At 63.6% G+C, this 23660-nt stretch carries 27 protein-coding genes; 14 read left to right on the top strand and 13 right to left on the bottom strand.

What is annotated here, in order from left to right; translation table 11 throughout:
- Nucleotides 1-14 precede the first annotated feature (14 nt).
- From ASC89_RS22810 to ASC89_RS22800, 3 genes are read right to left on the bottom strand one after another with little or no spacing between them, the layout of a single operon-like run.
- The gene (locus tag ASC89_RS22810) at nt 15-941 is read right to left on the bottom strand and encodes a DUF2971 domain-containing protein (RefSeq protein ID WP_056002242.1); all 927 of its coding nucleotides are present in this window, start codon (nt 939-941) and stop codon (nt 15-17) included.
- Nucleotides 938-2167 (bottom strand): site-specific integrase, encoded by a 1230-nt coding sequence (locus ASC89_RS22805; RefSeq protein ID WP_056002239.1) that lies wholly within the window; start codon nt 2165-2167, stop codon nt 938-940. The genes ASC89_RS22810 and ASC89_RS22805 overlap by 4 nt, the downstream gene beginning before the upstream one ends.
- Entirely contained in the window at nt 2164-2565 is a 402-nt protein-coding gene (locus tag ASC89_RS22800; protein WP_082533551.1) for an Arc family DNA-binding protein, read from the bottom strand. Before ASC89_RS22800 ends, ASC89_RS22805 begins: the two co-directional genes overlap by 4 nt.
- Nucleotides 2566-2690: 125 nt before the next feature.
- Between ASC89_RS22800 and ASC89_RS22795 the strand changes: the two genes are divergently transcribed.
- The 4 genes from ASC89_RS22795 to ASC89_RS22780 all read left to right on the top strand — a co-directional run bounded on the left by ASC89_RS22795 (nt 2691) and on the right by ASC89_RS22780 (nt 4722).
- Nucleotides 2691-2939, top strand: coding sequence for a DNA-binding protein (locus ASC89_RS22795; protein WP_320410484.1), 249 nt, complete (start codon nt 2691-2693; stop codon nt 2937-2939).
- A gap of 88 nt (nt 2940-3027) precedes the next feature.
- Nucleotides 3028-3381, top strand: coding sequence for a hypothetical protein (locus ASC89_RS28585; protein WP_156384744.1), 354 nt, complete (start codon nt 3028-3030; stop codon nt 3379-3381).
- Nucleotides 3371-4414: a hypothetical protein gene (locus ASC89_RS22785; RefSeq protein WP_056002224.1), complete on the top strand. Its 1044-nt coding sequence runs from the start codon at nt 3371-3373 to the stop codon at nt 4412-4414. The genes ASC89_RS28585 and ASC89_RS22785 overlap by 11 nt, the downstream gene beginning before the upstream one ends.
- Entirely contained in the window at nt 4414-4722 is a 309-nt protein-coding gene (locus ASC89_RS22780) for a hypothetical protein (RefSeq protein WP_056002221.1), read from the top strand. The genes ASC89_RS22785 and ASC89_RS22780 overlap by 1 nt, the downstream gene beginning before the upstream one ends.
- 775 nt (nt 4723-5497) lie before the next feature.
- On the opposite strand, the gene qatD is transcribed toward ASC89_RS22780, so the two are convergent.
- From qatD to qatA, 4 genes are read right to left on the bottom strand one after another with little or no spacing between them, the layout of a single operon-like run.
- The gene (qatD, locus tag ASC89_RS22775; RefSeq protein ID WP_056002218.1) at nt 5498-6262 is read right to left on the bottom strand and encodes a Qat anti-phage system TatD family nuclease QatD; all 765 of its coding nucleotides are present in this window, start codon (nt 6260-6262) and stop codon (nt 5498-5500) included.
- Complete coding sequence (gene qatC, locus ASC89_RS22770; protein ID WP_056002215.1) at nt 6259-7620, bottom strand: Qat anti-phage system QueC-like protein QatC; 1362 nt, start codon at nt 7618-7620, stop codon at nt 6259-6261. The genes qatD and qatC overlap by 4 nt, the downstream gene beginning before the upstream one ends.
- Nucleotides 7617-8483 (bottom strand): Qat anti-phage system associated protein QatB, encoded by an 867-nt coding sequence (gene qatB / locus ASC89_RS22765; RefSeq protein ID WP_056002212.1) that lies wholly within the window; start codon nt 8481-8483, stop codon nt 7617-7619. The genes qatC and qatB overlap by 4 nt, the downstream gene beginning before the upstream one ends.
- The gene (gene qatA / locus ASC89_RS22760) at nt 8484-10394 is read right to left on the bottom strand and encodes a Qat anti-phage system ATPase QatA (protein WP_056002204.1); all 1911 of its coding nucleotides are present in this window, start codon (nt 10392-10394) and stop codon (nt 8484-8486) included. It abuts the gene before it with no gap.
- A 171-nt stretch (nt 10395-10565) separates the two neighbouring features.
- On the opposite strand from qatA, the gene ASC89_RS22755 reads away from it, so the two are divergent.
- The 3 genes from ASC89_RS22755 (at nt 10566) to ASC89_RS22745 (ending at nt 12691) form a co-directional block, all read left to right on the top strand.
- Nucleotides 10566-10805 (top strand): hypothetical protein, encoded by a 240-nt coding sequence (locus ASC89_RS22755; protein ID WP_056002201.1) that lies wholly within the window; start codon nt 10566-10568, stop codon nt 10803-10805.
- 54 nt (nt 10806-10859) lie between these two features.
- Nucleotides 10860-11366 carry a gamma-glutamylcyclotransferase family protein gene (locus ASC89_RS22750; RefSeq protein ID WP_056002198.1) on the top strand — a complete coding sequence of 169 codons (507 nt, stop codon included), beginning with the start codon at nt 10860-10862 and terminating at the stop codon, nt 11364-11366.
- Nucleotides 11367-11533: 167 nt separating this feature from the next.
- Complete coding sequence (locus ASC89_RS22745) at nt 11534-12691, top strand: hypothetical protein (protein WP_056002195.1); 1158 nt, start codon at nt 11534-11536, stop codon at nt 12689-12691.
- 200 nt (nt 12692-12891) lie between these two features.
- Here the strand turns inward: ASC89_RS22745 and ASC89_RS22740 are convergent, their stop codons facing one another.
- Genes ASC89_RS22740 through nirK form a run of 3 tightly spaced genes read right to left on the bottom strand, consistent with a single transcriptional unit; the run spans nt 12892 to nt 15262 of the window.
- Nucleotides 12892-13137, bottom strand: a complete 246-nt coding sequence (locus ASC89_RS22740; RefSeq protein WP_056002192.1) for a BON domain-containing protein — start codon at nt 13135-13137, stop codon at nt 12892-12894.
- Between the two features lie 11 nt (nt 13138-13148).
- Nucleotides 13149-14054: an SUMF1/EgtB/PvdO family nonheme iron enzyme gene (locus ASC89_RS22735; RefSeq protein WP_082533550.1), complete on the bottom strand. Its 906-nt coding sequence runs from the start codon at nt 14052-14054 to the stop codon at nt 13149-13151.
- Between the two features lie 59 nt (nt 14055-14113).
- Complete coding sequence (nirK, locus tag ASC89_RS22730) at nt 14114-15262, bottom strand: copper-containing nitrite reductase (protein WP_056002186.1); 1149 nt, start codon at nt 15260-15262, stop codon at nt 14114-14116.
- Between the two features lie 220 nt (nt 15263-15482).
- On the opposite strand from nirK, the gene ASC89_RS22725 reads away from it, so the two are divergent.
- The 6 genes from ASC89_RS22725 to ASC89_RS22700 all read left to right on the top strand — a co-directional run bounded on the left by ASC89_RS22725 (nt 15483) and on the right by ASC89_RS22700 (nt 19234).
- Entirely contained in the window at nt 15483-15926 is a 444-nt protein-coding gene (locus ASC89_RS22725) for a pseudoazurin (protein ID WP_056002183.1), read from the top strand.
- 58 nt (nt 15927-15984) lie between these two features.
- Complete coding sequence (locus ASC89_RS22720; protein ID WP_056002180.1) at nt 15985-16677, top strand: NnrU family protein; 693 nt, start codon at nt 15985-15987, stop codon at nt 16675-16677.
- Between the two features lie 82 nt (nt 16678-16759).
- Nucleotides 16760-17095 (top strand): metal-sulfur cluster assembly factor, encoded by a 336-nt coding sequence (locus ASC89_RS22715; RefSeq protein WP_056002177.1) that lies wholly within the window; start codon nt 16760-16762, stop codon nt 17093-17095.
- On the top strand, nt 17095-17346 hold the full coding sequence (locus tag ASC89_RS22710) for a DUF2249 domain-containing protein (protein WP_056002175.1): 252 nt from the start codon (nt 17095-17097) through the stop codon (nt 17344-17346). The genes ASC89_RS22715 and ASC89_RS22710 overlap by 1 nt, the downstream gene beginning before the upstream one ends.
- Nucleotides 17347-17554: 208 nt before the next feature.
- Nucleotides 17555-18442 (top strand): hypothetical protein, encoded by an 888-nt coding sequence (locus tag ASC89_RS22705; RefSeq protein WP_200940476.1) that lies wholly within the window; start codon nt 17555-17557, stop codon nt 18440-18442.
- A gap of 90 nt (nt 18443-18532) precedes the next feature.
- Nucleotides 18533-19234 (top strand): VIT family protein, encoded by a 702-nt coding sequence (locus ASC89_RS22700; protein WP_056002173.1) that lies wholly within the window; start codon nt 18533-18535, stop codon nt 19232-19234.
- 16 nt (nt 19235-19250) lie between these two features.
- Here ASC89_RS22700 and ASC89_RS22695 read toward each other — a convergent pair whose 3' ends face one another.
- The 3 genes from ASC89_RS22695 to ASC89_RS22685 are packed head-to-tail and all read right to left on the bottom strand — an operon-like array spanning nt 19251 to nt 22848.
- Nucleotides 19251-20183: an FAD:protein FMN transferase gene (locus ASC89_RS22695; protein ID WP_056002170.1), complete on the bottom strand. Its 933-nt coding sequence runs from the start codon at nt 20181-20183 to the stop codon at nt 19251-19253.
- The gene (locus ASC89_RS22690) at nt 20173-22371 is read right to left on the bottom strand and encodes a PepSY domain-containing protein (RefSeq protein ID WP_056002167.1); all 2199 of its coding nucleotides are present in this window, start codon (nt 22369-22371) and stop codon (nt 20173-20175) included. The genes ASC89_RS22695 and ASC89_RS22690 overlap by 11 nt, the downstream gene beginning before the upstream one ends.
- A 9-nt stretch (nt 22372-22380) precedes the next feature.
- A complete protein-coding gene (locus ASC89_RS22685; RefSeq protein ID WP_056002164.1) occupies nt 22381-22848 on the bottom strand; it encodes a DUF2271 domain-containing protein in 468 nt (155 codons plus the stop codon).
- A gap of 135 nt (nt 22849-22983) precedes the next feature.
- Between ASC89_RS22685 and ASC89_RS22680 the strand changes: the two genes are divergently transcribed.
- Nucleotides 22984-23640 (top strand): response regulator transcription factor, encoded by a 657-nt coding sequence (locus tag ASC89_RS22680; protein WP_056002161.1) that lies wholly within the window; start codon nt 22984-22986, stop codon nt 23638-23640.
- Nucleotides 23641-23660: the final 20 nt, after the last annotated feature.

Genomic DNA, 23660 nt, shown 5'->3' with positions numbered 1-23660 from the left:
CGCGTCGCCGAGTCCTAGACTTCGCGATAGGGCACGCCGCTTAGGTGGATCGGCGGCTCACCGTAGTCATACTTTTTGAGAAGGTCACCGGCGCTCAGGCGGCTTGATGCTTGGTTGCCGCTCGGCCCTACCATTATCGACCGGATGGGCAACCGCTCGCCGAGCCGAACTGGTATGTGCCGGGACAGCAAAGTTCGCTTCCCGGTGAACTCCATACGCTCGTGCTCGTCTGGAAGGAGGCGAGTAAAAATCCGGTACTCTTGCTCAGCACGGAAGCTTGGGTGTTTCACTTTCGCATGCACGATCATAGCTAGATCGGAGTAGCCTTGCCCGAGGACCGTGGTCCAAAGCGGCTCATATTCGGGGCGTTGGGGACCTTGCTTGAAGAGGTCCGCCACGTTGTCGAGCAACACGCGAGCGAGCGCCTTCTGCTCCTCTTCCTCGTACTCCACCCGGAGTAAAGGGCTGGGGCCGCCGCGGGCTTCCAACGCGGTCAGGACGTCTTCGGTTACCAACTCTATTGCGAAGCCGCATTCGCCAGCCCCATAGCCTCGCCATTGGCCCAGATCGTCGCGAGCGTTGCTCAGGCAGGCAACGAACACGTTCGCCGCTGCGACGTCCGTGGCGGTTGTGAGGTTGGATGCTAGGTGCCCGTAAAGTTGCCTCAGGCCCGCGTCAGCAGTCCCACGTAGCCGCTCCGCTAGCTCGGCCGCCACGATGCTCGCCAGGTGCACATATTCCCTACTGTCGTTGAGGCAGCTTATTTGGGTCGCGTAGAGCATCCCGCTACGCACGATGTTCACGAGGCCAGCCCCGGAAGTGTAGTGCCAAAGCGTCTCCGGCGTTGGCTGCCTTCTCGCGGTCAACGATCCAAAGAACAGCTTGAACCGCTCAACGTCCTTGGGAACAAGCTTCGAGAGGTCAACCTCGGGCGTGGTCATGCAAGCAACGCCGCCTCGGCAGCTGCCAACTCCTGTCCGTCATCACCTCGAGGGAAAAGGTGCCCGTACACATCCATTGTCATCGCGATTGTCGAATGCCCGAGGCGCTCTTGCACGACCTTGGCCGGGAGCTCAAGCCCCCCGTCTGCCCGCCGGTTGATGCACCACGAGGCATAGAAGTGCCGGAGCGAATGCATCCCCGTGTACTTGGCGACGAGAACGGGTTGACCATCCTCGTCGACCTTCCCGATATCGTGCGCGATGCCCGCCGCGAGTTGCGTGGGGATCAGCCCTCGATTGATGATGTTGGCGAGGCTCTCAACTTTGCCGATGGTATTGGGAAACGCCAGGCGCAGCTCCTTGATCGGCTGGCCGTCCGCGTCTTTCTTGCCGGTGTCGGCGCGGGGACACGCGAGGCGCCATTCCTTGAGCGCGTTGGCGACGATCGGAGGCATAGGCACCTCGCGATCGCCGGCGGCCGATTTCGGGCGACCGATCGCGTTATACCTGTCCGCTCTCTGGTGAACCTTGAGTACCTTCCCCTCAAGGTCGAGTGCGGACCATGTGAGGCCTCGAAGCTCAGACGCGCGCAGCCCGGTGAAGATCGCGGTTAGCAGCAATGGGCGCCAGCGGCCCGCCAGATGCGCCACCAGGGCCTTGATCTCCGAGGGCAGGGGGAAGTCGATCCCGGCACGCAAGCGGCCCTTGGCGCGTTGCTCCTGCCGCGCATCTGCCTTGCGCCGCCTCCCTCGCTCTCTCACGACGTTGCGGGCGACGAGGCCGCGTTCCTGGGCGTCCGCGAGCAGTGAACCCAAGCTGACGAGAACCTTGCGGACCATGGCTGCAGAGCGGCCGTCGTCCCGCAACCCGTCCTCGAAGGCGCGAACGGCTGGCAGGGTGAGGGCGTTCAACTTGGTGTCGCCGATGAACGGGACAATGTGCAATTCGAGGTGCTGCCGATACTGGTCTAGCGTCGATTGCTCTCGCCCGGCCTTGCCCACCGTCGACAACCAGAGTCGTCCCGCTTCCTTGACGGCGACGCTCGCGCTGTCGGCTACGTGCACGCCGTCGCGTATCTCGACCTTGGACGCGGCGCTAAAGGCGTCCGCCTCCTTCTTCTTCGAGAAGGTTTTCAGTCGTCTGGCGCCTGCGCCGTCGACATAGTCGACGACCCAAGCTTCATGCTCGACGCCTTTGGACGTCCATTTGCGCTTGCGGACGCTCACGGCCGCCCGCCCTTCGAGGCGGCCGCGGCACCCGCCTTTGTTGATTTCCTTGATCGCTGCGGTGTCTTGCTATTGGCCTCTGCCAGTCCCGCGCGCATTTCGGCTCGCTGCTCGTTGGTGACGCTCGGGTCCAGCGCGACCTCCAGAGCTTTGTTCAGCGAGGATATGTAGGGCTCGAACCTCTGGCGTAGTTGCTCGTCCACCGCCTGGAGCAAAGGTGCCAACAGCACCGCCTGTTCCCCAGGTTTTTCGTGCAGATCGTCAATCTCAACCGATTGTTCCAGTCGAGCGATGATCTCCGCGGTCATGCTGCGCCTGCTCGCTAGCGCCGCAGCCTCGATGCGATTTTTGAGTGCCTCGGGGATGCGAAGCCGGAAATGCAAATCTTCTCGTGACATGCCACACCAATGACACACAAAGTGGTTGACGTATATGCCGCACCAATGACACACAGTGCCGATGACACACGGTGTGTCCTATACGCGAGGTGAGGATGAATTTCCAGAGAAACAACGAGCGGCCGATGGCATCGCTGCTGCCCGAAACGATCGATCAGGTCGGGGAGCATTCAGAGGATGGCGCTACGTTGGCTGTCAACGACATCCTCGACCTTGCCTGGGGCGCGCGCGAAATCGCACGCCTCATCGGCAAGACCCCCCGGGCGACTTTCCACATGCTAGAAGGGGGTCAGATCCCCGCCCGCAAGATCGGCGGCCAGTGGGTCGTCAGCCGCCGGAAGTTGCAGGACCACTTCGAGCAGGACGCAAAGTGATGGCAAGGTCGAAGGTTTTCTGGGCCGATCTCGCCGCCCGTCTCAAGGGGCGCGCCAGCACCTCCCTGTCGGCATAAGGGGGGTCGCCATGTTGAAGGTATCGACACGGATCGAGGCGCTTGTCCGCCTTGATCCGGAGCAACTGGCGCCCGACCATCGCGGCCCCAATCATCCCGCCGAACGGTATCGTCGCGAGCCTTGGGTCACGTCAAACGTCGTGCCCTTCCCAGCTGCGACAAATATGCGGGCGGTGGCCCAGGTCGCTCTGGAAATCGCCACCGGTCGGCGCCCCGGTGGTGCCGAGAGCGCGGTGATGCGCAGGGCTCGTGATCTCCACCTTTCGCAGGTACCAAGGGACGCTGCTCGGTTGGAAATCGCCGAGTATGCCGACACCCTCGCTCGTTTGATCGAGATCGCAAAGGAGCGGCAACATGCCGGGTAAGCTGTCGACCCTTCGGCAGCGTAGGCGCGAGGTCGAGCTCGAACAGAACGCCCACCTGGATGAGGCCGAGGCCGCTCTGGATGGAGCCGCCCGAGAGGCCAGCCGGAAACAAGAAGAGGCCGCCCTTGCTCTCTCCACGGCCCGACGTGCTGAGGCAAACGCTGCGATGGCTGATCAGCGCCTTGCATCCGCGCTCGGCGCCCTGGACTACGCTCATGGCGTACAAGGCCGCGCCGAGCCCGCCATCGCCACTCAGTTCGCGGCGGCGGTGTATGCCCCCTTGCTCTGGGCGGCAGATTGCCACGAGGAACTTCGCGGCGAAGATGAGCGGCGGACCTTCGCTGCCGAGGAGACGGCACGGTACCTGCCGGGGGTACCCGCAGCCGTTGTTGACGAGCTGCGGCGTCGCCCGCGGTCGAAACTGCCACGCACCAACTACGAACATGGGAAGAGCTGCGGGCTGACCCTTGGTCACTGGGACGCCTATCGCCAGGCTCCCGCGCGCATTCTGGACGGCAAGAAGCAGCCCGTTCAACTGGCACCCGCCTTCAACGATGACGGGACCCCGCTCACCGAGACAGAATTCAGGGACATCCTCAAGGCCCGAAAGGCGGCCGCGGCAATGGCACGCCGTCGAGTAGGGGGAGCGCTCCCCCTAGATGAACATCGGGCGGTGCAGGACCACAACCGGGCTGTGTGGGCGAAATATGCGAAGCGGCTGGGCGTGAAAGTCGATACCGCGCAGCGTCAGGTGAGGTCCGGCAAAGTACCGGCCCCCGACGGTCTCGTGGGGGCCATCCGAACTCGCGTACCGAGTAAGAAAGAAGAACATAATAGCGGGAACGCATGTTCGGATGAGGACGGGGGCCTCATGGCCCCGCCCCGCCATACCCCCCGTGCTAAGCCGAAGCGGACCGCGGCCTCCGGTCCTGTGGGAACCGTGGCCGCACGCGTCCGGCATTTCGGGACGGTGCTCGCCGATGTGAAGAACATCATCGAGGAACTTCAGCCCCGAACGAGGCGGAGGGGCTGATGTACGACACCGAACTCACCGGCCTGCTGCGCTGGGCTGAACGCGTCGCCGATGAGACCGCTAGGGCTGCTGGCAAGACTGCCGGGGCCGCTGACGAGGCAGCCGAGGTCGCGGCGTTTCTGCGCCGCGCCCTGGGTATGGTGGCTCCGGCCGACGCCCCCAACGGGTGGCCCGGCCGACGCCCGGAGGGGGACGAATGGCTGGCGGTCGAAGTCTGGCCGCCCCACCCTGCCACCTACGACCTCAAAGATGACTGGCTCTGGATCGGCCGGCCCCCAAGAGGCGATGAATCTCTGGCATGTGTGTGAGACCACCGCCCGCGAGCGCTGCAAGACGCGCAACGTTGCGGTCAAGCCGTCTGGCGTCTGGCGCGTGAACCGCATCCGCGCCATGGCGCCGAAGGAACGCTGCCGGGCGAGAAACGCGGAAACTGATCGTTTCCGATAGTTCCCACGCCCGACCCCGCGCGGTGATGGTGGGTCCAAACAAGGACCCGCCATCATGTACGACATCGCCAATTTCGCCCCGCTCCTCACCCATGCTCTCTTTACCGAAAAGCCCTTGCTCGCCGAGCGAGTCATCGCTGATGCCGTCGCGCGCAAGCAGTCGGCGGACGAGGCGTGCAACAATCGCTTGCGCGGGACCGGTCGGATCGCAGTGTCGCCATCAACCGCCTGTTGGAGCGGCGCTCGGGGAAAGCTCGCGCCGACGATCATCAGGAGCTTGAGGAGGAACTCGCGCGGAGGGGCGAACGCGACCGGGACTTCAGCCACGAACTCTGTGCCGAAATTACGCGGTCCAGTCGGCGGTCGATGGCGTGCTCCAAGAACTTGCGAGGCTTTGGCAGGCGGAGACACGTCCGTGGCATTGCAGGGGTCTGCAACCGGGATCGCGGAACTCAGAGGACGCTCGACGGACGCAAGAGCAAGCGACCTACTGGATGGTCCATATGTCGACGACCCCCGGTCCGCCAAGTCTCAAGGAATCGAAAGATTGAAGGTCCGAGGGCTCAGGCACCGCGGCCTGTTTCCATCGGACTCCCGTCGCCATTCTCGGAGCCCGCCTTTGCAACTACCGCGGCCCCTACCTTGCGAAACCAAAGACGCGTTGCGCATTTTCCCTCACCGCGTCAGCCACTCTCGCAGCGCCGGTACCCCTGATTTCTGCGATGGCGGCAACGAGCCCCATGACGTCTTCGGCCCGAGCTGGTCGATCTTCCCATATTCCGAATGGCGAGTCCGTCTCGGTGAGCAGCCGGTCGATTGGGATCGCGCCGACCAGCTCTCGGCCGCTCTTGCTCCTCACCATACCCGGGTTGATCGAGAACATGCAGCCTGTCGCGATACCCGCGATCAGTTCGCCCTTGCTACCCGAAAACCAGTGCAGGATGTTCAGGACTCTGTCGGGCGTGGTGCGGGCCTTAATGAGGTCGATTACTTCCGTTGCCGCACGCCGGCTGTGGGTCGTGATGACCTTGCCGCCAAGTGTCTGGGCTTCGTCGAGAATCGCTCCGTACACCCGGCGCTGCACCTCGAACGAGGCCATATGCTCAGGGCTTCCATCGAGGCCCACTTCCCCGACGAAGGACGTCTCCTTCATGCAGAGTTTGACCAGATCGAGCTCGCGATATCGATCGCCGGCAAGTTCGGGGTGAAGGCCGATCGCCGGGCGCACATACCGGCTCCCGTTCATCAGCTTCTTGTTCTGCGGCCAAGCCTTCGGCGTCGTGGTTACGGCCAGCGTAAAGACGCGCCGCGTTTCGCACTCGGCGATATACGCGGGGGCATTCTTTTGCAGGTCGACGTGGCAATGGAAGTCGTACCCGGCGATGGTGTCGCTAGTTTTCATCCGGGCCTAACTACAACGCCGACCAGGAGCCGTCCAACCTCCTTGATACCGTCGCGGAACACTGTCGCATAGTCCGCCTGCTCGGCACTAGAATAGTCGGTCAGAGGTCCCGGCTTGTGGACGAGCAGCTTCTCGATGTCGCCTTCGGTATGGAGGCGTGCACCCATCAGCTGAAAGGACCGGATGTGCTCGTTCTGGCGTGCCCGCGCGTTCAGTGGTTGCGCGCGCAAGTCCGCGAGCGTGTAGGTCGTCTGGTCGCCGCCGAAGGCTTCGAGCATCGCGGCCCGACGGATCAGGCACGGGGTGCAGTGACCGCAATGACCTGGTGCCCTGCCTCGCCACCTCGCTTTGGCGATCGATGAACAGGAGATGGTCTCGTAGGCGAAATCCCTCACCAGCTTCTGGTTCGCGCATTCCTTGAGCATCTGGCCTTTGGTCTTGAAACGGTACGGATTAGCTACCGTCGCCTTGATCCCCAACTCGCCGAGGAGCTCCTGCCACCGCGCGAGATAGAACGGATGCGTCGTTCGCGTGCTCCACGCCCCGAGCCGCAAAGGATCAAGCGGTACGTTGAGCGCGATGAGGCCGTTCTCGGGGACAATGAGCCCGACATCATCGAGCCCGCTCGCCGCCAGTGCCGCAAGGGCGATGAACAGGAACGAGCGAGCGCGCGTCGTGGTCTCCTGATCGACCCCATCGACGATCCCGTTGGCGAAGCCGAGACGCGCACGCACATGGCGCGGCCCTAGGTCGCCATAGACCGCTCCGATGCGTGTCGCGCAGATGTTCTGCGAGCTGGTGCTGATGTCCCAGTAGTGGCTTATGAAGAGTGGCTTCTTGCCCGAAGCCAGCAGGTCGATCGCGCCGACGAAGCTGTCCATGCCCCCGGAAAATAGGGACACGCAATCGAAGTCGGGCTTCATCAGTTCGGGGGGCGTCTTGGCGAGGATCTTAGCGACGGCAGGCCGGTCGCGAAAATAGACGCGCCACCGATCGCCGCTCAAGAAACGCAGCATCCGCTCGACATGCAGCTTCTGCTTCGACCACAAACCCGGATCGGAGACAGGCACGTAAAGATCGACCTCCCGCGTCCAACTGTCCTGCGCCTCCGACGACCGAGAAATCCGGGTGTCGGCAGCTGTCACGCCGGCTGCAAGCAACAACAGATCGACGCCAATCTCGCTTGGCACCACATGCCGGTCACCGAGCTCATGGAGTATCATTCCGAGACCACCATCCAGGCGGCCCTTGCTGTCGAGCAGTTGCAGTTCGGTGAGCTGAGATGACTGGTCGTGAAGTTCGTTCTTGTTGAGGCGACCCGAGGCGCCGAGCGCGACGACGATGCTATGGTGCCTCATGCGCTATCTCCCCAGGTGATGAATACCTCCCACGCGTCGCGATAGGTCTGCTCGACAACCGCGCGGATGCGGTCATCAGACATCGTGCCAACCTCACTCAAGTTGCCGCTGAACGCATCTCGCACCCGCCCGTCGATGTAGCTACGGAACTGGTTCTCGAACGCGCGGATCTCATCCAAATCGGCCACACGAAAACCGTTGACGCCGATTTCCTGGAATAACTTCGATTGAATCGAGTGCGAGATGAAGGCTAGGAACACTTCGCTCAGCTGATCTGGCGTCATGCTATCGAGATCGACAATGCCCGCAGCCTCCACCGACGCCACCGCCTCGAGCCAGGCGTCTCGCGCAATGGCTTCGTCGATAGTGCCGCCGTCCTCGCACAATATGTCGGTAAGGGCGGTGAGGATCTCGGTCGCCGGCCTGCCGGCAAATCCCGATAGATTGAACCGGGCAAGCGTCTGTGCGACGCCGTCCCGCGTGAAGCTCCGCAACACATCAAGGACACCTGCGGCCGTCGCCCGTGAGCTTCCCATTGCACGGGTCGCGTTCCCGCTGGTGCCATACCCTGAGCGCACGTAGTCCCTGACGGCACGACGCAGAGCTCCGGTGTCGCTGCCGCCACTGCTGGCAAACACCGAGAAATTGCGCCGCGCGCTTGAAAATCGGTTGTCTTCGGCCTGCGCGGGAATGTCTGGGCGTGGCGCTTCCGGGTTTTCGCCGTCGCCGCCACTACTGCCATCGCCGTCGCTGCCCGGCGCGGCCACTTCCGACGGCAGCGGTTTGCTCGACGGCTCGTCAAGGAACGTCGGAATCAGTGAGCCGCCGTTACCCGTGCCGCGTGAAGACCCCGACGTCCCCATCTAGCTCGCCTTTCCCGTAGCGATCGCTTGTCCGGCGGTTCGCTTGAGGAGCGCGTTCGCATCCTGCCCCGCCCAACTTCTGACGACCTCGGTCAACTGCTTTTGCGCCGCGTTCTCGGTGATGAACTCGCTCCAGCCGGACACCGCCCACATGCCCAATTTCTTGGCGTCCAGGGTTGCAAGCAGGGCTACGAGTTCGGATTGAAGGTGCCCGTGATGTTTGGCGACCACGCGCAGGCCGTGTATCGCCTCCGGAATGGACGACAGGTTCGGCTCCTGCACCACGCGCTCGCGCAGCGCTCCAAAAATGACGTTGGCGTCGCTTTGGGCTAGCAGCCTGACCCTCGGCTCCAGGCCACGGACGACCATCTGACCGCCATTCGACAAGAGACCGATCAGTTGCTCCGTATCGTTCGACGACTGCCCGATACCAGTGAGCCTGCGCTCGCGCGCCACGAACACGTAGGGCCGCAGGTCCTCTCCCCCGAGAGCGGGCTCGATCTGCAGCCACAGTCGTATTTGGTCCCGCTCCAACCACTTGGAGTCCTCAGCGTCGTCCTTGGCCCCCTTGACCTTGCGCCCCTTGGTTTCTAGCCTCGGAGCGGCCGCCGCCTCGAGCTCGGCGAGTTCCCCCACCTTCCCATCGCCACTCGCCATCGCGCTGCGCGCGATGTGCTCGTAGAAGTCGGGCTGGAAGCGCTCCATCAGCATGAGCCGACCGAGCGCCGCCTGGTTGATTTGGGTCTCCAGCCCCCTCGCTTCGGCAATCGCCCTTCGGATCAGAAGTGCATTGAGAAAACGCTTGATCTGCCGCGGGTTGCCATAGGCGCCTTCAGCCAGGATGGGCCCAAGCTGGGTCGCCAGCATGAAGGCCTCGTCGAGCTCCTTCTGCTTGCTACCGTCGACCGCCCGCACGTCGGCCTGAGTGAGTGATTGCGCGAGCCACGGTGAGTTCAGCGCTGCGCGCGCCTTGGCTAGCAGCTTCTGAAAACCAGGATCGGCTTCGTCCTTCACGATAGAGCCGACCAGCAGGAGCATGACGTAGGTGCGCGTCTCCTGTACGCCGAGCGAAGGGATGCGGAACGGCACCTGGATGAGTTTTTCAAGATAGTTTCGCGCATAGGGCACGGCAGTCGGCGCGGCCGGCAGATCGGGGAAATGACGACGCACGGCGTACTCGATCATCCCCTCGTCCGCCCCGATGACGAACGCCGCCCCTGGCACGAACAAGAACAGCCGGATCGCCTCGAGGGTCTCGATCGCGGTTTCCGGCAGACAGCGGTCGAGATCGTCGATCAGGACGATCAACTGCTCGACTTTGGCGACTTTCAGAAGGTCCTCGAAGCGGGCTCGAAAGTCGTCGACGGCGTCAGGCATCGTCATGCCCTTCGCATCTCTCAGATAGCTCGACGCCTCGGTGAGCTGAGCCTCTATGTCCTCGGCCGAGGCCTTGCCGAGGTTGCCGATGACATCCTTGATGCCTCCTATCGCGGCTCCGATCTGGTCGGGCGACGGCAAGCCCGTTGCTAGATTTATGGCAAGCCCCACACCGCGCTTCGCGAGCTTCAGGAAGTCGACCCGCTGCAGAAGCTCTTTGCCGAGATCTTGGACCTTGGCCATTGTTCGACGCTGGCGCATCAATTCGGTGATGATCGCCTCGATCAGCACCGTCTTGGCGTCATCAAAACCTTGGAAGGTCCAGCCGTTAAACCAGATGCACGCGACGGCACCATCGGGCTTGACGTCGCGTTCGATCATCTTGAGCACGCTCGACTTGCCGGCACCCCAGTCCCCGTGAATGCCCACGGTGATTGCCTGCTTGCGATTGTCGGCTAGCACCGAAACGACGGTTTTCGAGATCGCCTCGCAGTTGAGATAGTCAACCGCCGTCTCGTTATCAGCAATGATCATGACGTTCCCCCGAAATTAATACATCGCAGCCGCGAAGACCCTGCAAGTCATAATTCACTGCAGCAGTGCGATGTCGGTCTTTGCTTGGACGCTGGGTGCCTGACTTGGACGTGCTAAGATATCGATCGTTCAGTGAAATGCGATTCGAGTACGACGATGAGTAGTGGATCGATGGAAGACCTTCGGCAGTTAGCGGTTCGCAAGCTCGCGGAAATCGAGGCGGCCGACACACTCGAAAACGAGCGCCGACTGACCGAGATGCTGGCGGGTCGCGGCATGCAGATGAGTCGCGGGCGGCGCAAGGGGGCGGCCCGCTATACTGTCAAGCTCGCCGATGGCAGCCAGATCGTTGGCGTGACGCTCGCGGAAGTCGAGGTGCTGCTCTCTCGCAAAGGGAAGACCGCCCCGTAAGTCTAGCTCAGGCCGTGTGCTTGAATACTACGGCGCGGTCGGTACAATTTGGTGATGATCAACTATTTCGCATACGGCTCCAATCTCTGTACGCCACGTCTGCGCGCGCGCGTGCCGGGTTGCCGCGTCCTTTCCGCCGCCACGCTGACGGGGTATGCCCTCCGCTTTCACAAGATCAGCAAGGACGGTTCTGCCAAGTGCAACGCTCTCGCGACCGGTGATCACCATGACGTCGTCTATGGTGTGGTCTTCGAGATCCCGGAACCTGAGAAGCCTGCCCTCGATGCCGCTGAAGGTTTGAACGGAGGATACGAACAGCACACCGTCGCGGTACGCCTCGCGAATGGTCGAACCCTAGAGGTAGTGACCTACATCGCGGCCAGTACCGCCGTCGGCCCCGACGTCGCACCCTACACCTGGTATAAGGACTTCGTTCTGGCTGGGGCTGGGGAGCATGCCCTACCCACCGAATACATTGCGCGGTATATGGCTGCCGTGCCGGCGTGGCTTGATCCCGACCAAGGTCGCGAGATCAACGAGCGCCGAAAGATCAAGCTCTAGACGACGGGCGTGCCGAGCTCTCAGGGAGCCCCTCCCCCCGTCTTAGGGACCGTATTCCGGCCCTCCCTTCTGCGGGTCCTGGACCCCCCGATATCGCTGCGTTTTTCAGCGCTTGATTTTCGCGTTTTGGTTGGAAAGTCTCCCCGTCTATTCCGGAGTAACCGAGCATGACAGAGGGGGTGACAGGACCGGCGTGGGCGGCCGCGATGCGCGCGGGTCGAGAGCACCTTCGGACACTCAAGCGCAAAGCTGAGGACGCTAAGCTTGCCGCATTCGGCTTCGGCCGATTAGGGGGAAGCTCCCACCAGGAGGAGGTTGAAGAACTCTGCGCTGAGCACTTCCGCGCTGCCGCGAAAGCGACAGCGACGACCTATTACGGCCTCAAGGGTCGAGCTGCGGCGGGTAGGGCCGATCTACTGAGGCAGGCCCTTACCCCGTTCGTGATCGAGACGCTCCGGATTTTCGATGACAACGACGGCTCGGGTAGCTTGTTTCCTAAGCCCACGGATCGTCGCGCGGGCCTAGGTCTAGATCTGCAGCGGATCATCGACGACACCTGCTCCGACCTCGCAGCGGGGGTTTTCGGCATAAACGGTGCCGCAAACGGTCAGGCGATCGAAGCGCCCCCGCCCCGACTGACCGATCACGGCACGAAGCTGGCAATCCTCGAAATCTATGCGCGAACCAAAAGTGCTCATCGGTTAAACGTCCTCGGACGGTCGTACCAACCCGGGCCTTTAGAAACACAACTGGGACTTCAGTTCACCGACATAGAGCGAGCGGAGGCTGCGCGCTCCATGGATCAACTCCTGAACGACAGCCTGTTGAGGCCAACCTACACCGACGTAACAGATCCGGAGAACTGGCTTGCTATTACTGAGGCGGGTCGCGCCGCTCTTGCCGCGGGCGCGACGGATGACCTAGAGGCCGTTCTTTCTCCTCTTGGTCAGCAACTAGTCGACATGCGAAACGGCGCCCGCGCGGCCTTCTTGAGCGCTAGACCCGACAATCAGCGGCAGGCAGCATTCTCGGCGCGAGAACTGCTTGTCCAAGTATTGCATGCACTGGCCCCTGACGAAGCAGTGCGCTCTCAACCGGGATTTGGTGAGCCGAGGATCACCCGGAAGGCGAGGGTTCGGTACGCTCTTAGGAACAAGGCGGGCGGCTATTCCGACAGTACGGCGGAAATGGTGGAGAGCCTTGCTGGTTTTGTCGAGGCGCTGCACGACAAGCTAAGCGCCGAAGCGCATGGCCGCGAGACTGCTCGGCAGGCGAAACACCTCATTCAGTCGGTCGACATGATCCTAGAGACCCTTCTGCTCTAGATCGAACGCCAAAGGAGGTTGGACCCCGAACGATGACGATCGAGAAGGCCGAGGCCCGTTGCCGGCGAGGAGGCGGCCAAATGAGGCCCGGAGGCACTGATAATCCAGCAGGCGAAAGTCGACTTCGTCTGGTGAACACACGGTGCTCAGTCGGCCGGAACTGCCTCGCTTAGGCCTTGGTCCGCATCGGAACGGGTACGCTAGGCAGCGAAACGGTTCACGACGTCAGTGACCGTGACGGCATTGGTCAGTCGTTCGACGCAAATGAGGTCCGCGACGAGCCGGCCGATGGCGATCCGTTGCCCCTCAGAGCCAACCTCTCCGGTAAGCATGACTGTGCTATCGAAGACGTGCACGCAGATGTCGCCGGCCGGTACGAATGGGTCGCTCCAGAGGGCTTCAGTCACCCGGCAGGCAATGTTGTCGTCGACGCGAAGGTTACGCATGGGTAGCTCTTTCAGTTGCTAGTTGCTTTGGTCAGCAGCCCGACTGCGTAGTCGAGTGGAGCACGCCACCACTCGCGCTCCCGCACCAGCCGGAAGCCAAGGTTGTCGGGAGGAGCGCCAATGGTGCAGCCACCGCCCTGCGCATCGCGGACGAAGGCGTTCATCGGGGTGCGGTGCCTGCCTTCCAGGAGGCGCACGCCGCACGAGTCGAGATATGTGAGCGTTTCGTCGGCTTGACCCAATGTCGTGCGGCTTCCGCAGGTCGCCGTCCACTCCCACACAGTTTCCGCCAGGTCGACAACGCCATACTCATTCTCGCCGAAGGTCCCGATAGGGCTGGGCGTGGCGAGAGCATTCGCGCCGAGCTTGGCTTCCCGCTCGTAGAAGGCGAGCCAACGTTCGGCCGGGTCCTTGGTTTCGATATCGAGTGCGTGGTCGCGCGCCTTGCTGCCGGCGGCGAATGCCCATTCGCCGATCGTCGGCAGGCGCCAGGTCTGACCGGTCTTTTCGCTGAGCCACTTGGCGTATTCATTGGCGTCATTGAAGCTCACGCCTGTCACCGGAACATCGATCAGGCCTCGGCGGCGCGGTTCCGCCTTCTTGCAGGCACCGTAGGCAACGCACCGGTCATAGTCCGACGCGCTGACTTGATACTTCATGATCTCGATTGGTGCAGGATTGTCGACGGTGACAAGGGGACCGTCGACTGTAGCGGTGCCGCGCACGAACTCCCCGGGAGCCCGGTAGCTGTAGGCGCGGGGTGCAATTGTCACGGTAACCGGAGCCAAGCTCGAGGTCGTGACGACTGGAGGCCGGATGGCCCCGGTCTGCATAGCGATCGTCGCCAGAAGTCCAGCAAGCAGGACGATAGGCACCAGCAATGCTGTCTTGTCTTGGTGCGCGACTGTGTGCGTCATGATTGCACCTTTGAGAATGCGGTGGCCCGTGCATGTCGAGCCACCGCCGTTTCGGACGCTTAGCCGTCGATCGGTGTGGGCGCCTGAACCTGGGTCATCAGGTCGTCGTTCCACTCGCCACCAACCTTGAAGTGGGCGGTGGCGCCGAGTTCGACGGCCTCGATGAGGTTGTGGTTAACGTAAGCGTAGACGCCCGGCTGAAGGAATGTGTAGAGCGCAGCGCCAGCACAGCCCCCCGGGATGTGCCAGGTCTCGAGGTCGATCTGGGGTGGGTTGTTGAACTTGCCGGTAGCCCAGACGTGGTCGCCGTGTCCGCCGATCAGGTGCGGGCGAGTGTCACGATTGGCCTGCGAGTGAACGATGAGCACCGTCTCGCCGACGTTGGCGGTCATCGCGTTTTCACCGGTCAACGCACCCACGGCGCCGTTGAACACTTCGTGCGTCGGCGTCAGGGTCTTCATGACCTCGAGCATGTCGGCGTAGCCGTCGCCGGCCGACTCGTAGGTCTTGAAGTTGCCGTCGGCGTCCTTCGGAACGTAGAAGTCCTGCTCACCGACATAGTAGACGTAGTCGTACTTCAGCGGCTTGCCGGCGCCGTCCTTCAGCCCGTCACGCGGCAGCACCATGATGGCGCCGTTCATGCCCGACACGACGTGCCACGGGATCATCGGGCCGCCCGGCGCGCAGTGGTAGACGAAGACGCCGGGGCGCGTGGCCTTGAAGCGCAGCTTCACCTGTTCGCCCGGGTTGATCAGCGTGAGCCCGCCGCCCCCGAGCGCGCCAGTCGCCGCGTGGAAGTCGATGTTGTGCTGCATCGTGTTGGTGTCGGGATTGACCAGCGTCAGCTCGACATAGTCATCCTGATGCACCACCATCAGCGGACCGGGGACCGAGCCGTTGAAGGTCATGGCCGGCACGGTTGTGCCATACTCGTCGATGACGAGCTGCTTTTCCTCGATGACCAACTGGAACTCGACGACCTGGGGGCCGACGGTTGCGATCTGCTCGTGCGGATGCACGAACGGCGGTTTCAGCAACTCGACCCGTTTGCGCGGAAGTGCCGACAGGTCAGGAGCCGGACCGGTCGTCACTCCGGCTTCCTCGGCCTGGGCCGGCACCGAAGCAAGCACTGCACCGAATACGCCGGCAAACGCGGCGGCGCCGAGCAGCGTGCGGCGCGATACTTCTACTTTGTCCTGACCGTCCATTTGGGTCTCCACGGTTTACGGGCACCAGTGCGCCCGGTTCGACTGTGGAATATGCCCGCCGCTGACCCTCTTCTTTGATCCGCCTCAAATTACCGGTGCGACCTTTTGTACAGCGGCCGAAGTCATCTGTTTGATCTTCGTCAAAGAGAACTTGGCGGCAATGGAGGAAATGGCCGCGAAAGGACATGAAGACCGTGTCCTCGTTTTTTGGAGAACCACTATGCGTACCCTCAAGACCCTGGCCGCGGCCGCCGCGCTGCTGGTCCTCGCCGCCGCTCCGGCGATGGCCGCAAACTTCGAAGTCCACATGCTGAACAAGGGCGAGGCCGGTGCGATGGTCTTCGAGCCTGCCCTCACCAAGGTGGCGATAGGTGACACTGTCACCTTCATCCCCACTGACAAGGGGCACAACGCCGAAGCGATCAAGGACCTGCTGCCCGCCGGCGCCGAAACCTTCAAGGGCGCGATGGGCAAGGAGATCGTCGTCACCTTCACCACGCCCGGGGCGTACGGCGTCAAATGCGCACCGCATGTCGGCATGGGCATGGTGGCCCTGGTTGTCGTCGGTGACGACGCGGTGGATATCGAGGCCATCAAGGCAGCGAAGCTCCCTAAGAAGGCGCAGGAGCGCATGACGGCCATCGTCGACCAGCTCGCCCTCTAGGACGCGCTCACGAGGCGGACCTACGTGGTCCGCCTCCAATCGCCTGCGAGATCCTGCAATGCTGAGTGATCCGGCTGGCTGGGGCGAACTCGCCACGGCGATGACGGTCTTTCTCCTGACGCACGCGATACCGGCGCGTCCCGCGTTGCGTGGCCGCCTCGTTGCTCTTCTCGGGCGCCGGGTCTACCTGATCGCGTACAGCGCCGTTTCGATCCTGGTCCTCGTCTGGGTCATCGGCGCGGCGGCGAATGCGCCCTATCTCGAGGTGTGGCCACGGGCGGACTGGCAGAGTCTGGTGCCAGCGGTCGGCATGCTGCTCGCATCGATCTTGGCTGTCTTCGCGCTCACCATGCCCAATCCGCTCTCCCTGGGGCCGAAGCGGGACTTTGATCCGGATCGTCCTGGAGTGGCTGGCTTCGTCCGCCACCCGCTCCTCTGGGCCATGCTGATCTGGTCGATTTCGCACATGTTCCCGAATGGCGATCTGTCGCACGTCGTAATGTTCGGGCTTTTTGCGCTCCTGTCGGCGGGCGGCATGGTGATGTTCGATCGGCAGTACCGAAAGACGCTCGGTGACGCGGTTTGGCAGCAGCTTTCCAAGAAGACGTCCAACATCCCGCTAGCAAGCTTTGCGAAGGGGTGGCGCCCAAGATTGGCACCGACGGATGGGCTGCGGTTCGGCGCAGGCTTGCTGCTGTACGGCACCTTGGTCGTTAGCCACGGACTGATTACTGGCGTGCCGCTCCTGTAGGAGGAGCCGACTAGTTTGACGTGGCGCAAAGAACGTCGCTCGGAGGCTGGCTAAGCAGGTCAGGTCCATCTGGGTGACCACAATGAGCGCCATCGAAACCGGCTTGGATCCTGGGCTCTGCGACAGTTTGCGCGGCGTCATGGATCCTGAGATCGGCATCAATATTGTCGACCTGGGCTTGGTTATCGAGGCCCGCCGGTCCCCCGACGCGATCTGTGTGAAGCTCACGCTGACGAGCCGGGCATGCCCACTCGGAGAGCTGGTCATCGCAGAAGTGCGCGAGCGGATAGCTTCAACCTATCCCACGGTTGCCCAGGTGGACATCGACCTCGTCTGGGACCCGATCTGGACTCCCGACCTCATCACCGGCCGCGGCTTCGAGCTACTGGGCCGCCCCCGAACAAGGACTCTGACCTGATGTGCTCAGACTGCCAAACGACCGACACCGTTATCGACGTTCGCCAGATAGCGCCCCGCATGCGCCACCCGCTCATCTTCTCGACCTTCGAGAACCTGGGTGGCGGTGAGTGCTTCCGCATCGTGAACGACCACGACCCGAAGCCGCTCTTCTACCAGTTCAGCGCGGAATACCCAGGCATCTTCGAATGGACCTATGAGCAAAACGGCCCGGACGTCTGGCAGGTCCGCATCGATCGGCTCGTTGCCTAGGGGGCTCGCGAGCTGGTTCAGGGTCGCGCGGAGGGGTGGCTTCCGCGCGGCCCTGCTTGGCCTGGCTGCGGCGTCGATGGTGCTTGCACTATACGGTGGCTTGGCTCGATTGGGCGTCCCGCTGCCGCAGCTCGCTCGTCTCGAGAGCCTGCACGGACCGCTCATGGTCTGTGGGGTGTTCGGGACGCTCATTTCGCTGGAGCGCGCCGTGGCAATCGGCCTTGCGTGGCCCTACACGGCGCCGGCATGCTTCGGCCTTGGTGCGCTGCTGATGGTTTCGGGTTTGTCCGTGGGTGCGGCGGCCACGCTGACAGTCGTTGCAGCCGCTGTCTTCCTCGCGGCATCGATCTGGATCGTGTTCCGGCAGCCGGCGCTCTTTACAGCAGTGCTGCTGGTCGGAGCCGCGATGCTGTTCATCGGATGCTCGTTGTGGCTGTCGGGGGTGGAGGTGAGGGCGCTCGTCGCCTGGTGGCTAGGCTTCCTGGTGTGCACCATCGGGGCCGAGCGGCTGGAACTTAGCCGCATCATGCAGCCCGGCACCGCGTCCAAGTGGATATTCAGCGGGGTCGTGACGCTCATTTTGATCGGTGCCGCCCTGGGGCTCGACGACGAACTGGGCGGCAGAGTGCTGGGGGTCGGTTTTCTCGGCACAGCACTCTGGCTGGCTCGCCACGATGTGGCGACCAGGACGATCCGCATGAGTGGCCAATCCCGCTTCATGGCCGCCGCCATGCTTGCCGGCTACCTATGGGTTGCGGTGTCCGGCCTGGCGTTGCTCCTGATACCGGGAGCCGCATTTGCCTACGACCTGACACTTCATGCTCTCGTGATCGGCTTCGTACTGTCGATGGTTTTCGGCCACGCCTTGATCATCTTCCCGGCGGTTACTGGCGTGGCGGTGAGGTATCGGCCGGCTCTCTATTTGCCTCTGGCGTTGTTGCACGTTTCCGTGCTCGTTCGCGTCTTGGGCGATCTCTTTGAACTATGGGATGTCAGGCTGGCGAGTGGCTCCGTCACCGCTGTTGCGCTGGTCCTCTTCGCAGCGACCATGGCGACCGGGCGTAAGGCTCCTCCGCAGCGCACCGCATCCCGGTGACCACACAGAGTGGCCCGCAAGGATGGCGGCAGCAACAGCGCTCGACTACCATCGCAGGAGAGGCAGCTTGCCCCGCAGGAGCCGACGCCGGTGACCAGACTCAAGACGCATGCAGAGGAACACTACGTCGGCCGGGTCGGATGGCTGCGTGCCGCCGTGCTGGGCGCGAACGACGGTATCGTGTCGACGGCAAGCCTGGTGATAGGGGTGGCAGCGGCGTCGGCGGACCGGGGGGCGATCCTGGTGGCGGGCGTTGCCGGGCTCGTCGCCGGCGCCATGTCGATGGCGGCGGGCGAGTACGTGTCGGTCAGCTCGCAGTCGGATACGGAGGCAGCCAGCCTTGCCAAGGAGAAATCGGAGCTCGCCAACGAGCCCGAGTCCGAGCATGCCGAACTGACCGCCATCTACGTCGCGCGGGGGCTCGACGGAGCGCTCGCCAGTCAGGTTGCCACGCAGCTCATGGCCAAGGACGCCCTGGGGGCCCACGCCCGTGACGAACTGGGCCTGTCGGAAGTCTCCACCGCCCGCCCGGTGCAAGCGGCGCTTACCTCCGCCGTCACCTTCGCAGTTGGCGCGGCGCTGCCGTTGCTGGCGGTCCTGGTGTCGCCGAGCAACTGGATGATCTGGATCGTCGCGCTCGCGTCTCTGGTGTTCCTGGGCGCCCTGGGTGCGGTGGGAGCCAGCGCGGGCGGGGCTTCGCCGTGGAAACCGACCGTCCGCGTAGTGTTCTGGGGCGCGCTGGCGATGCTGATCACGGCCGCCATAGGCGCGTTGTTCGGCACGGTCGCCTAGCCTGGTGGTCCCGCCGTCAAGCGGTCGACGTCAGGGAGCGCGCATCGGCCTCGCGCTCTGCGAACAGCACGTCAAGACCCTGAGCCGAGGCGACTTCGCTACCGCGCTCGGGGCCCAGCACCATCAGGGCGGTTGCCCAAGCGTCGGCTTGCATCGCGGTTGCGGCCCGCACCGTTACCGAAGCGGGGCCGTGGCCGAGGCGGATGCGCCGACGCGGGTCCATGGTGTGACCGAAGCGGACTCCGTCGCGCTCGACGAAGTGACGGTAATCACCCGATGTGGCGAGCGCCACATCGGCAATTTCGATCACGCCGGCGGCTCTGCGGTGCCCAAACTCCGGGCTTTCGAGCGCCACCCGCCAGGCCGATCCGTCCGGTTTCCCTTGGCCGGCGCGGAGTTCGCCGTCGATCGAGACAAGGTAGCTCGTGACGCCGAACCGCTCGAGCACACGAGCCAGCTCGTCGACCCCGTAGCCCTTTGCGATGGCGGAGAGGTCCAGGGTGACTTGTGCATGCTTGCGCACCCGCTGGCCAGCTTCATCGAGCTCCAGGGCGAGGTGGGCGGGTAAACGCTGAGCGGCACCTGGCGCGGCAATAGCGCGGCGATCGGTCGTGCCTGCGGCGGCACCAAAGCCCCAGGCGGTAACCAGATCGCCGACGCCAATGTCGAAGGCACCGTCGGACAATCGGCCTATCTCCAGCGCCGCTGCCAGAACGGTGGCAACCTCGTACGGCAGGTCCACCCACCTTCCGACCGCCGCACGGTTGAGCCGCATCAAGTCCGATTCCGGCTTCCATGTGGACATCTGGCGGTCGACCGTGTCCACGACCGCTTCTAGGGCGGCGGGCAGCACGGAAAGATCGAGCGCTATGGGAGCGAAGAACACGGCCGAGTAGCGGGTTCCCATGGTCGGCCCGCTGATGACGCGGCGAACGAGATCAGTACGCATCTTCGAGGTAGCGTCCCTTGCGCTTGAGGGCATCGACGGAGAGCCCGAGGGGTTCGAGGCAGGTATCGATCGTCTCGCGCACCCCAGTCGCCATCTCGCGGCCGCCGCAAACCATGATCTGCGCCCCGCGTCTCACGAGCTCCTGAATGGCAGCGGCTTCGTTGAGCAGGCGGTCCTGCACATAGCCGCCGCCAAGGACACGCGAGAACGCCGTGGTGAGGGAGGAAAGGCGACCGTCAGCCAGGGCCTCCTGGAACTCGCGGTGGTAGAGGAAATCGGAAGCCGGATGGCGAGCGCCATAGAACAGGTGGACGGGACGGCGCCTGCTTGTGCGGACAAACCCGGCGAGCGGCGCGACGCCCGCGCCGGCGCCGATGAGGATCAGGGGCCGCCGCGTCCGGTCAGGACGAAAATCCGGATTGGGGCGGATGAAGGCCTCGACGGTGTCACCAGGTGCAATGGCGTGCAGGTATTCCGAGCACAAACCGCCTGCCTGCTTGCGCACGCAAATCTCGAGCACGCCATCGCGCGAGGAACTGGCAAGGGAGTAGTAGCGCGGCACGTCGTTGCCCGGCGCTAGGATGCCCACAAGGTCCCCGGCCTCGAAATGCGGCATCGCCCGCCCGCCGAGCCATTTCGGAAGGCCGGGGCGGAACTCGGGCATGGTGAAGCGCAGGAGCGCTACCGGAGCCTGGACTTCCACCCCATAGAGTGAACGCTCCTCAAGCACGAAGCTGTCAGTCCGTGGTCGCGACGGCACATGAGACAGTGGAAGCTCGATACCGAGCCGCTCGCCGAGGAGGCGACCCCAGGCCGCGAAATCGGCAGGCGACTGGCGGTCAACACCGTAGACCGGGAGGAGGGGCTTGAGCCCACGAGCCGTGAGTGCGGCTTCAACCTCGGATGCATGGGCGCAGAACCGAGGGAAGCTCCGATCGCCGAAGCCAAGAGCGGCGAAGGCAGGCCGCGAGGCCAGCGTCTTTACCCGAGCGAGGAACTGGCGTGCCGAGGCCGGCGCCGCACCATCGCCATAGGTGGCGGTGAGCACAAGCAGGCAGCTGGCCTTGGGATAGCTGCGGCGGAGGTCGTTCATGGCGGCGAGGTGCACGCGGTGGCCAGAGACGCTCAGCGCTTCGTGGAGGTTCGCCGCAAAACCCCACGTGCTGCCCGATTCACTGCCGACGAGGATGACGGTGTCGGCTTCGCGCGCAGATGCGTTGCCCGTAAGGCGGGGCGTGCTACGCCGACGCAGCCACCAGATGGTCGAGCCGGTGATGGCTAGCGCGGGGGCCGCCAGAGCGCCTAGGCCAAGGAGTACGGCCAGCATCCAAGCGCCTTGCCCGGTGTGAAGCGTGTAGACGAGTTCGTAGACCTGCTGCCAGACGCTGTTGGGCGTGAACAAGAGCATCGCGCCCGTTGCCTGATCGACGTAGCCCAGTCCCGCGCCAGTGGTGACGGCAAAGACGTCGCTCGGATCGTCCGCGGCGGGGAAGACCAGTTCGCGCAGATCGCTCAAGGGAACGCTCGCCAACTCCGGCAGCGTGGCAATTGGGGCTGGAGTCGTGCCGGCACCGGTGGGCGCGAAGGTGAACGCCGAGTCCGCGCTTGGCACAAGTTCGAAATAGACCGCTGACATGTAGATGCCGGTCGTCGCAGTAAGGATCAGTGCCGTGACTGCGGCGCGGGCGAGGTTAGTATGCAACCGTTGCGAGCCACTGCCGCGTGCTGCCGCAAAGAGCTGGCGCCAGCCCCCCATCTTGCGCAGCAGCAATCCGATGCCACTCGCCGAAAGGATGAGAATGGCGAGCGAGGCCACGCCCGCCACGCCGTGGCCAGCCCAATCGAGGAACAGCGAGCGATGGAGCTCGGTGATGAAGATGAAGAATGGGGAAGGGGCATAGGCGCCGATGGCCTCGCCGCTATTCGGATCGACGATTTCAGCTTTGTGGGTCGCCCCGTCAAACGCATGGGCGACGAGCTGACCGGACGCCGAACGCACGAGCCGCTGGACGCCGGGAACCTGTTCGGCGACGCGCCCCGCCACGTCGGCAACGCTCAGCGTGCCACCCGCAGGAGCAGCCGTTGCCGCATCGAGCAGCGGCTGGATTGACAGCGCACAGCCGGTAACAGCCATGAAGACGACGAGAGCGAGACCGGCCAGGCCTGCCCATGCGTGAAAGCGGCGCATAGGACTGACCTACATGCTGACCGAGAGCTTGCTGACATAGCCGCTGCCGTCGATCGTCGCCGGTGTCGATGTCACCTGGATCATGGCGTCGTCGGCGTATTCGCCGCCGTTTTCGACTGCCGTATCGACATGAATCTGATAGCCGGCATCGATGAGCGCGTCGGCAAGATCGGCATGGACGGTCAGGGTTTCGCCACCGCCGACGCTGGCTCCGGTGATCCCGTCGAGATTGATAGATCCAGCCTGGGACACGCCTTGGACCCAGCCACGCAACGTGCCGTAGTACTTGGTCTTGTGGCCGGAAACCCAGAGCGTCGAATGATACGTGCCGGCCGGATCGGTGAGGTAGACGGCAAGATAGGCGGCGTGGCCCGAATAGCGGACCATCTGGGCCTCGATCGTCACGTCTTTGGCGAGTGCCCAACCGGGCGCCACTAGGGCCGTGGCCAACATCAGCATCGCAGCAAGTTTCTTCATCTGCCAATCTCCATTCAGTCGATGCCAGAGGTTCCACCACACCAAGCTGACGTCAGCCTGAAGCGAGGCCGGATTCTTCGTCAGGCTGGCGTAAGGTTCAGGGCCTATGGGCTAGCTAAAGGAGCTCGGAGCGACGTGAGAGTGCTGTTGGTGGAGGACGACGACGTGCTGGGTGCGGCGATCCGCGACCATGTGCGGTCGGCCGGCCACGCGGTCGACTGGGTGCAGCGGATCGATGACTCGCGGCTGGCACTGGCCGGCGTCCCATACGAACTGGTGCTGCTCGACCTCGGCCTCCCGGATGGCCGCGGGCTCGACCTGTTGCGCGAGCTGAGGGCAGCCGGAAGTGCGGTGCCGGTGATCATCACGACAGCCCAGGACCAAGTGGCAGTGCGCGTCGAGGGGCTCAATGCGGGTGCAGACGACTACCTGGTGAAACCCTTCGACCTGGCAGAGATGAGCGCCCGAATCGCCGCGGTGGCCCGCCGCTATGGAGGCAATCCGAGCCCCAAGGTCATCTCGGCCGGCGTTACGGTCGACCTCGCTCATCGCACCGCCAGCACCAATGGGCACGCCGTAAGCCTCACAGCCCGCGAATGGGCAGTGGTCGAACGGCTGTTGTCGCGGCAGGGCGCAATCGTGACAAGGGCGGAGATCGAGAATTCGCTGTACGCATTCGGCGCCGAGATCGAAAGCAACGCCGTGGAGGTCTATGTCAGCCGGCTACGGAAGAAGCTCGGGCGTGAGTTCGTCCAGACAGTCCGTGGCCTCGGCTACCAGGTTCTCAAATGAGGCGTCGCCCCTCGATCGCC

The sequence above is a fragment of the Devosia sp. Root413D1 genome, from assembly GCF_001425235.1.
Classification (GTDB): Bacteria; Pseudomonadota; Alphaproteobacteria; order Rhizobiales; family Devosiaceae; genus Devosia_A.
Note: the sequence above shows the minus strand (reverse complement) of the source record. Positions and strands in the feature narration are given on the sequence as shown.

Bases quoted from the DNA above. Each gene is read 5' to 3' on its own strand.
- ASC89_RS22810 (WP_056002242.1), bottom strand. From the start codon at position 941: ATGACCACGCCCGAGGTTGACCTCTCGAAGCTTGTTCCCAAGGACGTT.
- ASC89_RS22800 (WP_082533551.1), bottom strand. From the start codon at position 2,565: ATGTCACGAGAAGATTTGCATTTCCGGCTTCGCATCCCCGAGGCACTC.
- ASC89_RS22795 (WP_320410484.1), top strand. From the start codon at position 2,691: ATGGCATCGCTGCTGCCCGAAACGATCGATCAGGTCGGGGAGCATTCA.
- ASC89_RS28585 (WP_156384744.1), top strand. From the start codon at position 3,028: ATGTTGAAGGTATCGACACGGATCGAGGCGCTTGTCCGCCTTGATCCG.
- ASC89_RS22785 (WP_056002224.1), top strand. From the start codon at position 3,371: ATGCCGGGTAAGCTGTCGACCCTTCGGCAGCGTAGGCGCGAGGTCGAG.
- ASC89_RS22780 (WP_056002221.1), top strand. From the start codon at position 4,414: ATGTACGACACCGAACTCACCGGCCTGCTGCGCTGGGCTGAACGCGTC.
- qatD (WP_056002218.1), bottom strand. From the start codon at position 6,262: ATGAAAACTAGCGACACCATCGCCGGGTACGACTTCCATTGCCACGTC.
- qatC (WP_056002215.1), bottom strand. From the start codon at position 7,620: ATGAGGCACCATAGCATCGTCGTCGCGCTCGGCGCCTCGGGTCGCCTC.
- qatB (WP_056002212.1), bottom strand. From the start codon at position 8,483: ATGGGGACGTCGGGGTCTTCACGCGGCACGGGTAACGGCGGCTCACTG.
- qatA (WP_056002204.1), bottom strand. From the start codon at position 10,394: ATGATCATTGCTGATAACGAGACGGCGGTTGACTATCTCAACTGCGAG.
- ASC89_RS22755 (WP_056002201.1), top strand. From the start codon at position 10,566: ATGGAAGACCTTCGGCAGTTAGCGGTTCGCAAGCTCGCGGAAATCGAG.
- ASC89_RS22750 (WP_056002198.1), top strand. From the start codon at position 10,860: ATGATCAACTATTTCGCATACGGCTCCAATCTCTGTACGCCACGTCTG.
- ASC89_RS22745 (WP_056002195.1), top strand. From the start codon at position 11,534: ATGACAGAGGGGGTGACAGGACCGGCGTGGGCGGCCGCGATGCGCGCG.
- ASC89_RS22740 (WP_056002192.1), bottom strand. From the start codon at position 13,137: ATGCGTAACCTTCGCGTCGACGACAACATTGCCTGCCGGGTGACTGAA.
- ASC89_RS22735 (WP_082533550.1), bottom strand. From the start codon at position 14,054: ATGACGCACACAGTCGCGCACCAAGACAAGACAGCATTGCTGGTGCCT.
- nirK (WP_056002186.1), bottom strand. From the start codon at position 15,262: ATGGACGGTCAGGACAAAGTAGAAGTATCGCGCCGCACGCTGCTCGGC.
- ASC89_RS22725 (WP_056002183.1), top strand. From the start codon at position 15,483: ATGCGTACCCTCAAGACCCTGGCCGCGGCCGCCGCGCTGCTGGTCCTC.
- ASC89_RS22720 (WP_056002180.1), top strand. From the start codon at position 15,985: ATGCTGAGTGATCCGGCTGGCTGGGGCGAACTCGCCACGGCGATGACG.
- ASC89_RS22715 (WP_056002177.1), top strand. From the start codon at position 16,760: ATGAGCGCCATCGAAACCGGCTTGGATCCTGGGCTCTGCGACAGTTTG.
- ASC89_RS22710 (WP_056002175.1), top strand. From the start codon at position 17,095: ATGTGCTCAGACTGCCAAACGACCGACACCGTTATCGACGTTCGCCAG.
- ASC89_RS22695 (WP_056002170.1), bottom strand. From the start codon at position 20,183: ATGCGTACTGATCTCGTTCGCCGCGTCATCAGCGGGCCGACCATGGGA.
- ASC89_RS22690 (WP_056002167.1), bottom strand. From the start codon at position 22,371: ATGCGCCGCTTTCACGCATGGGCAGGCCTGGCCGGTCTCGCTCTCGTC.
- ASC89_RS22685 (WP_056002164.1), bottom strand. From the start codon at position 22,848: ATGAAGAAACTTGCTGCGATGCTGATGTTGGCCACGGCCCTAGTGGCG.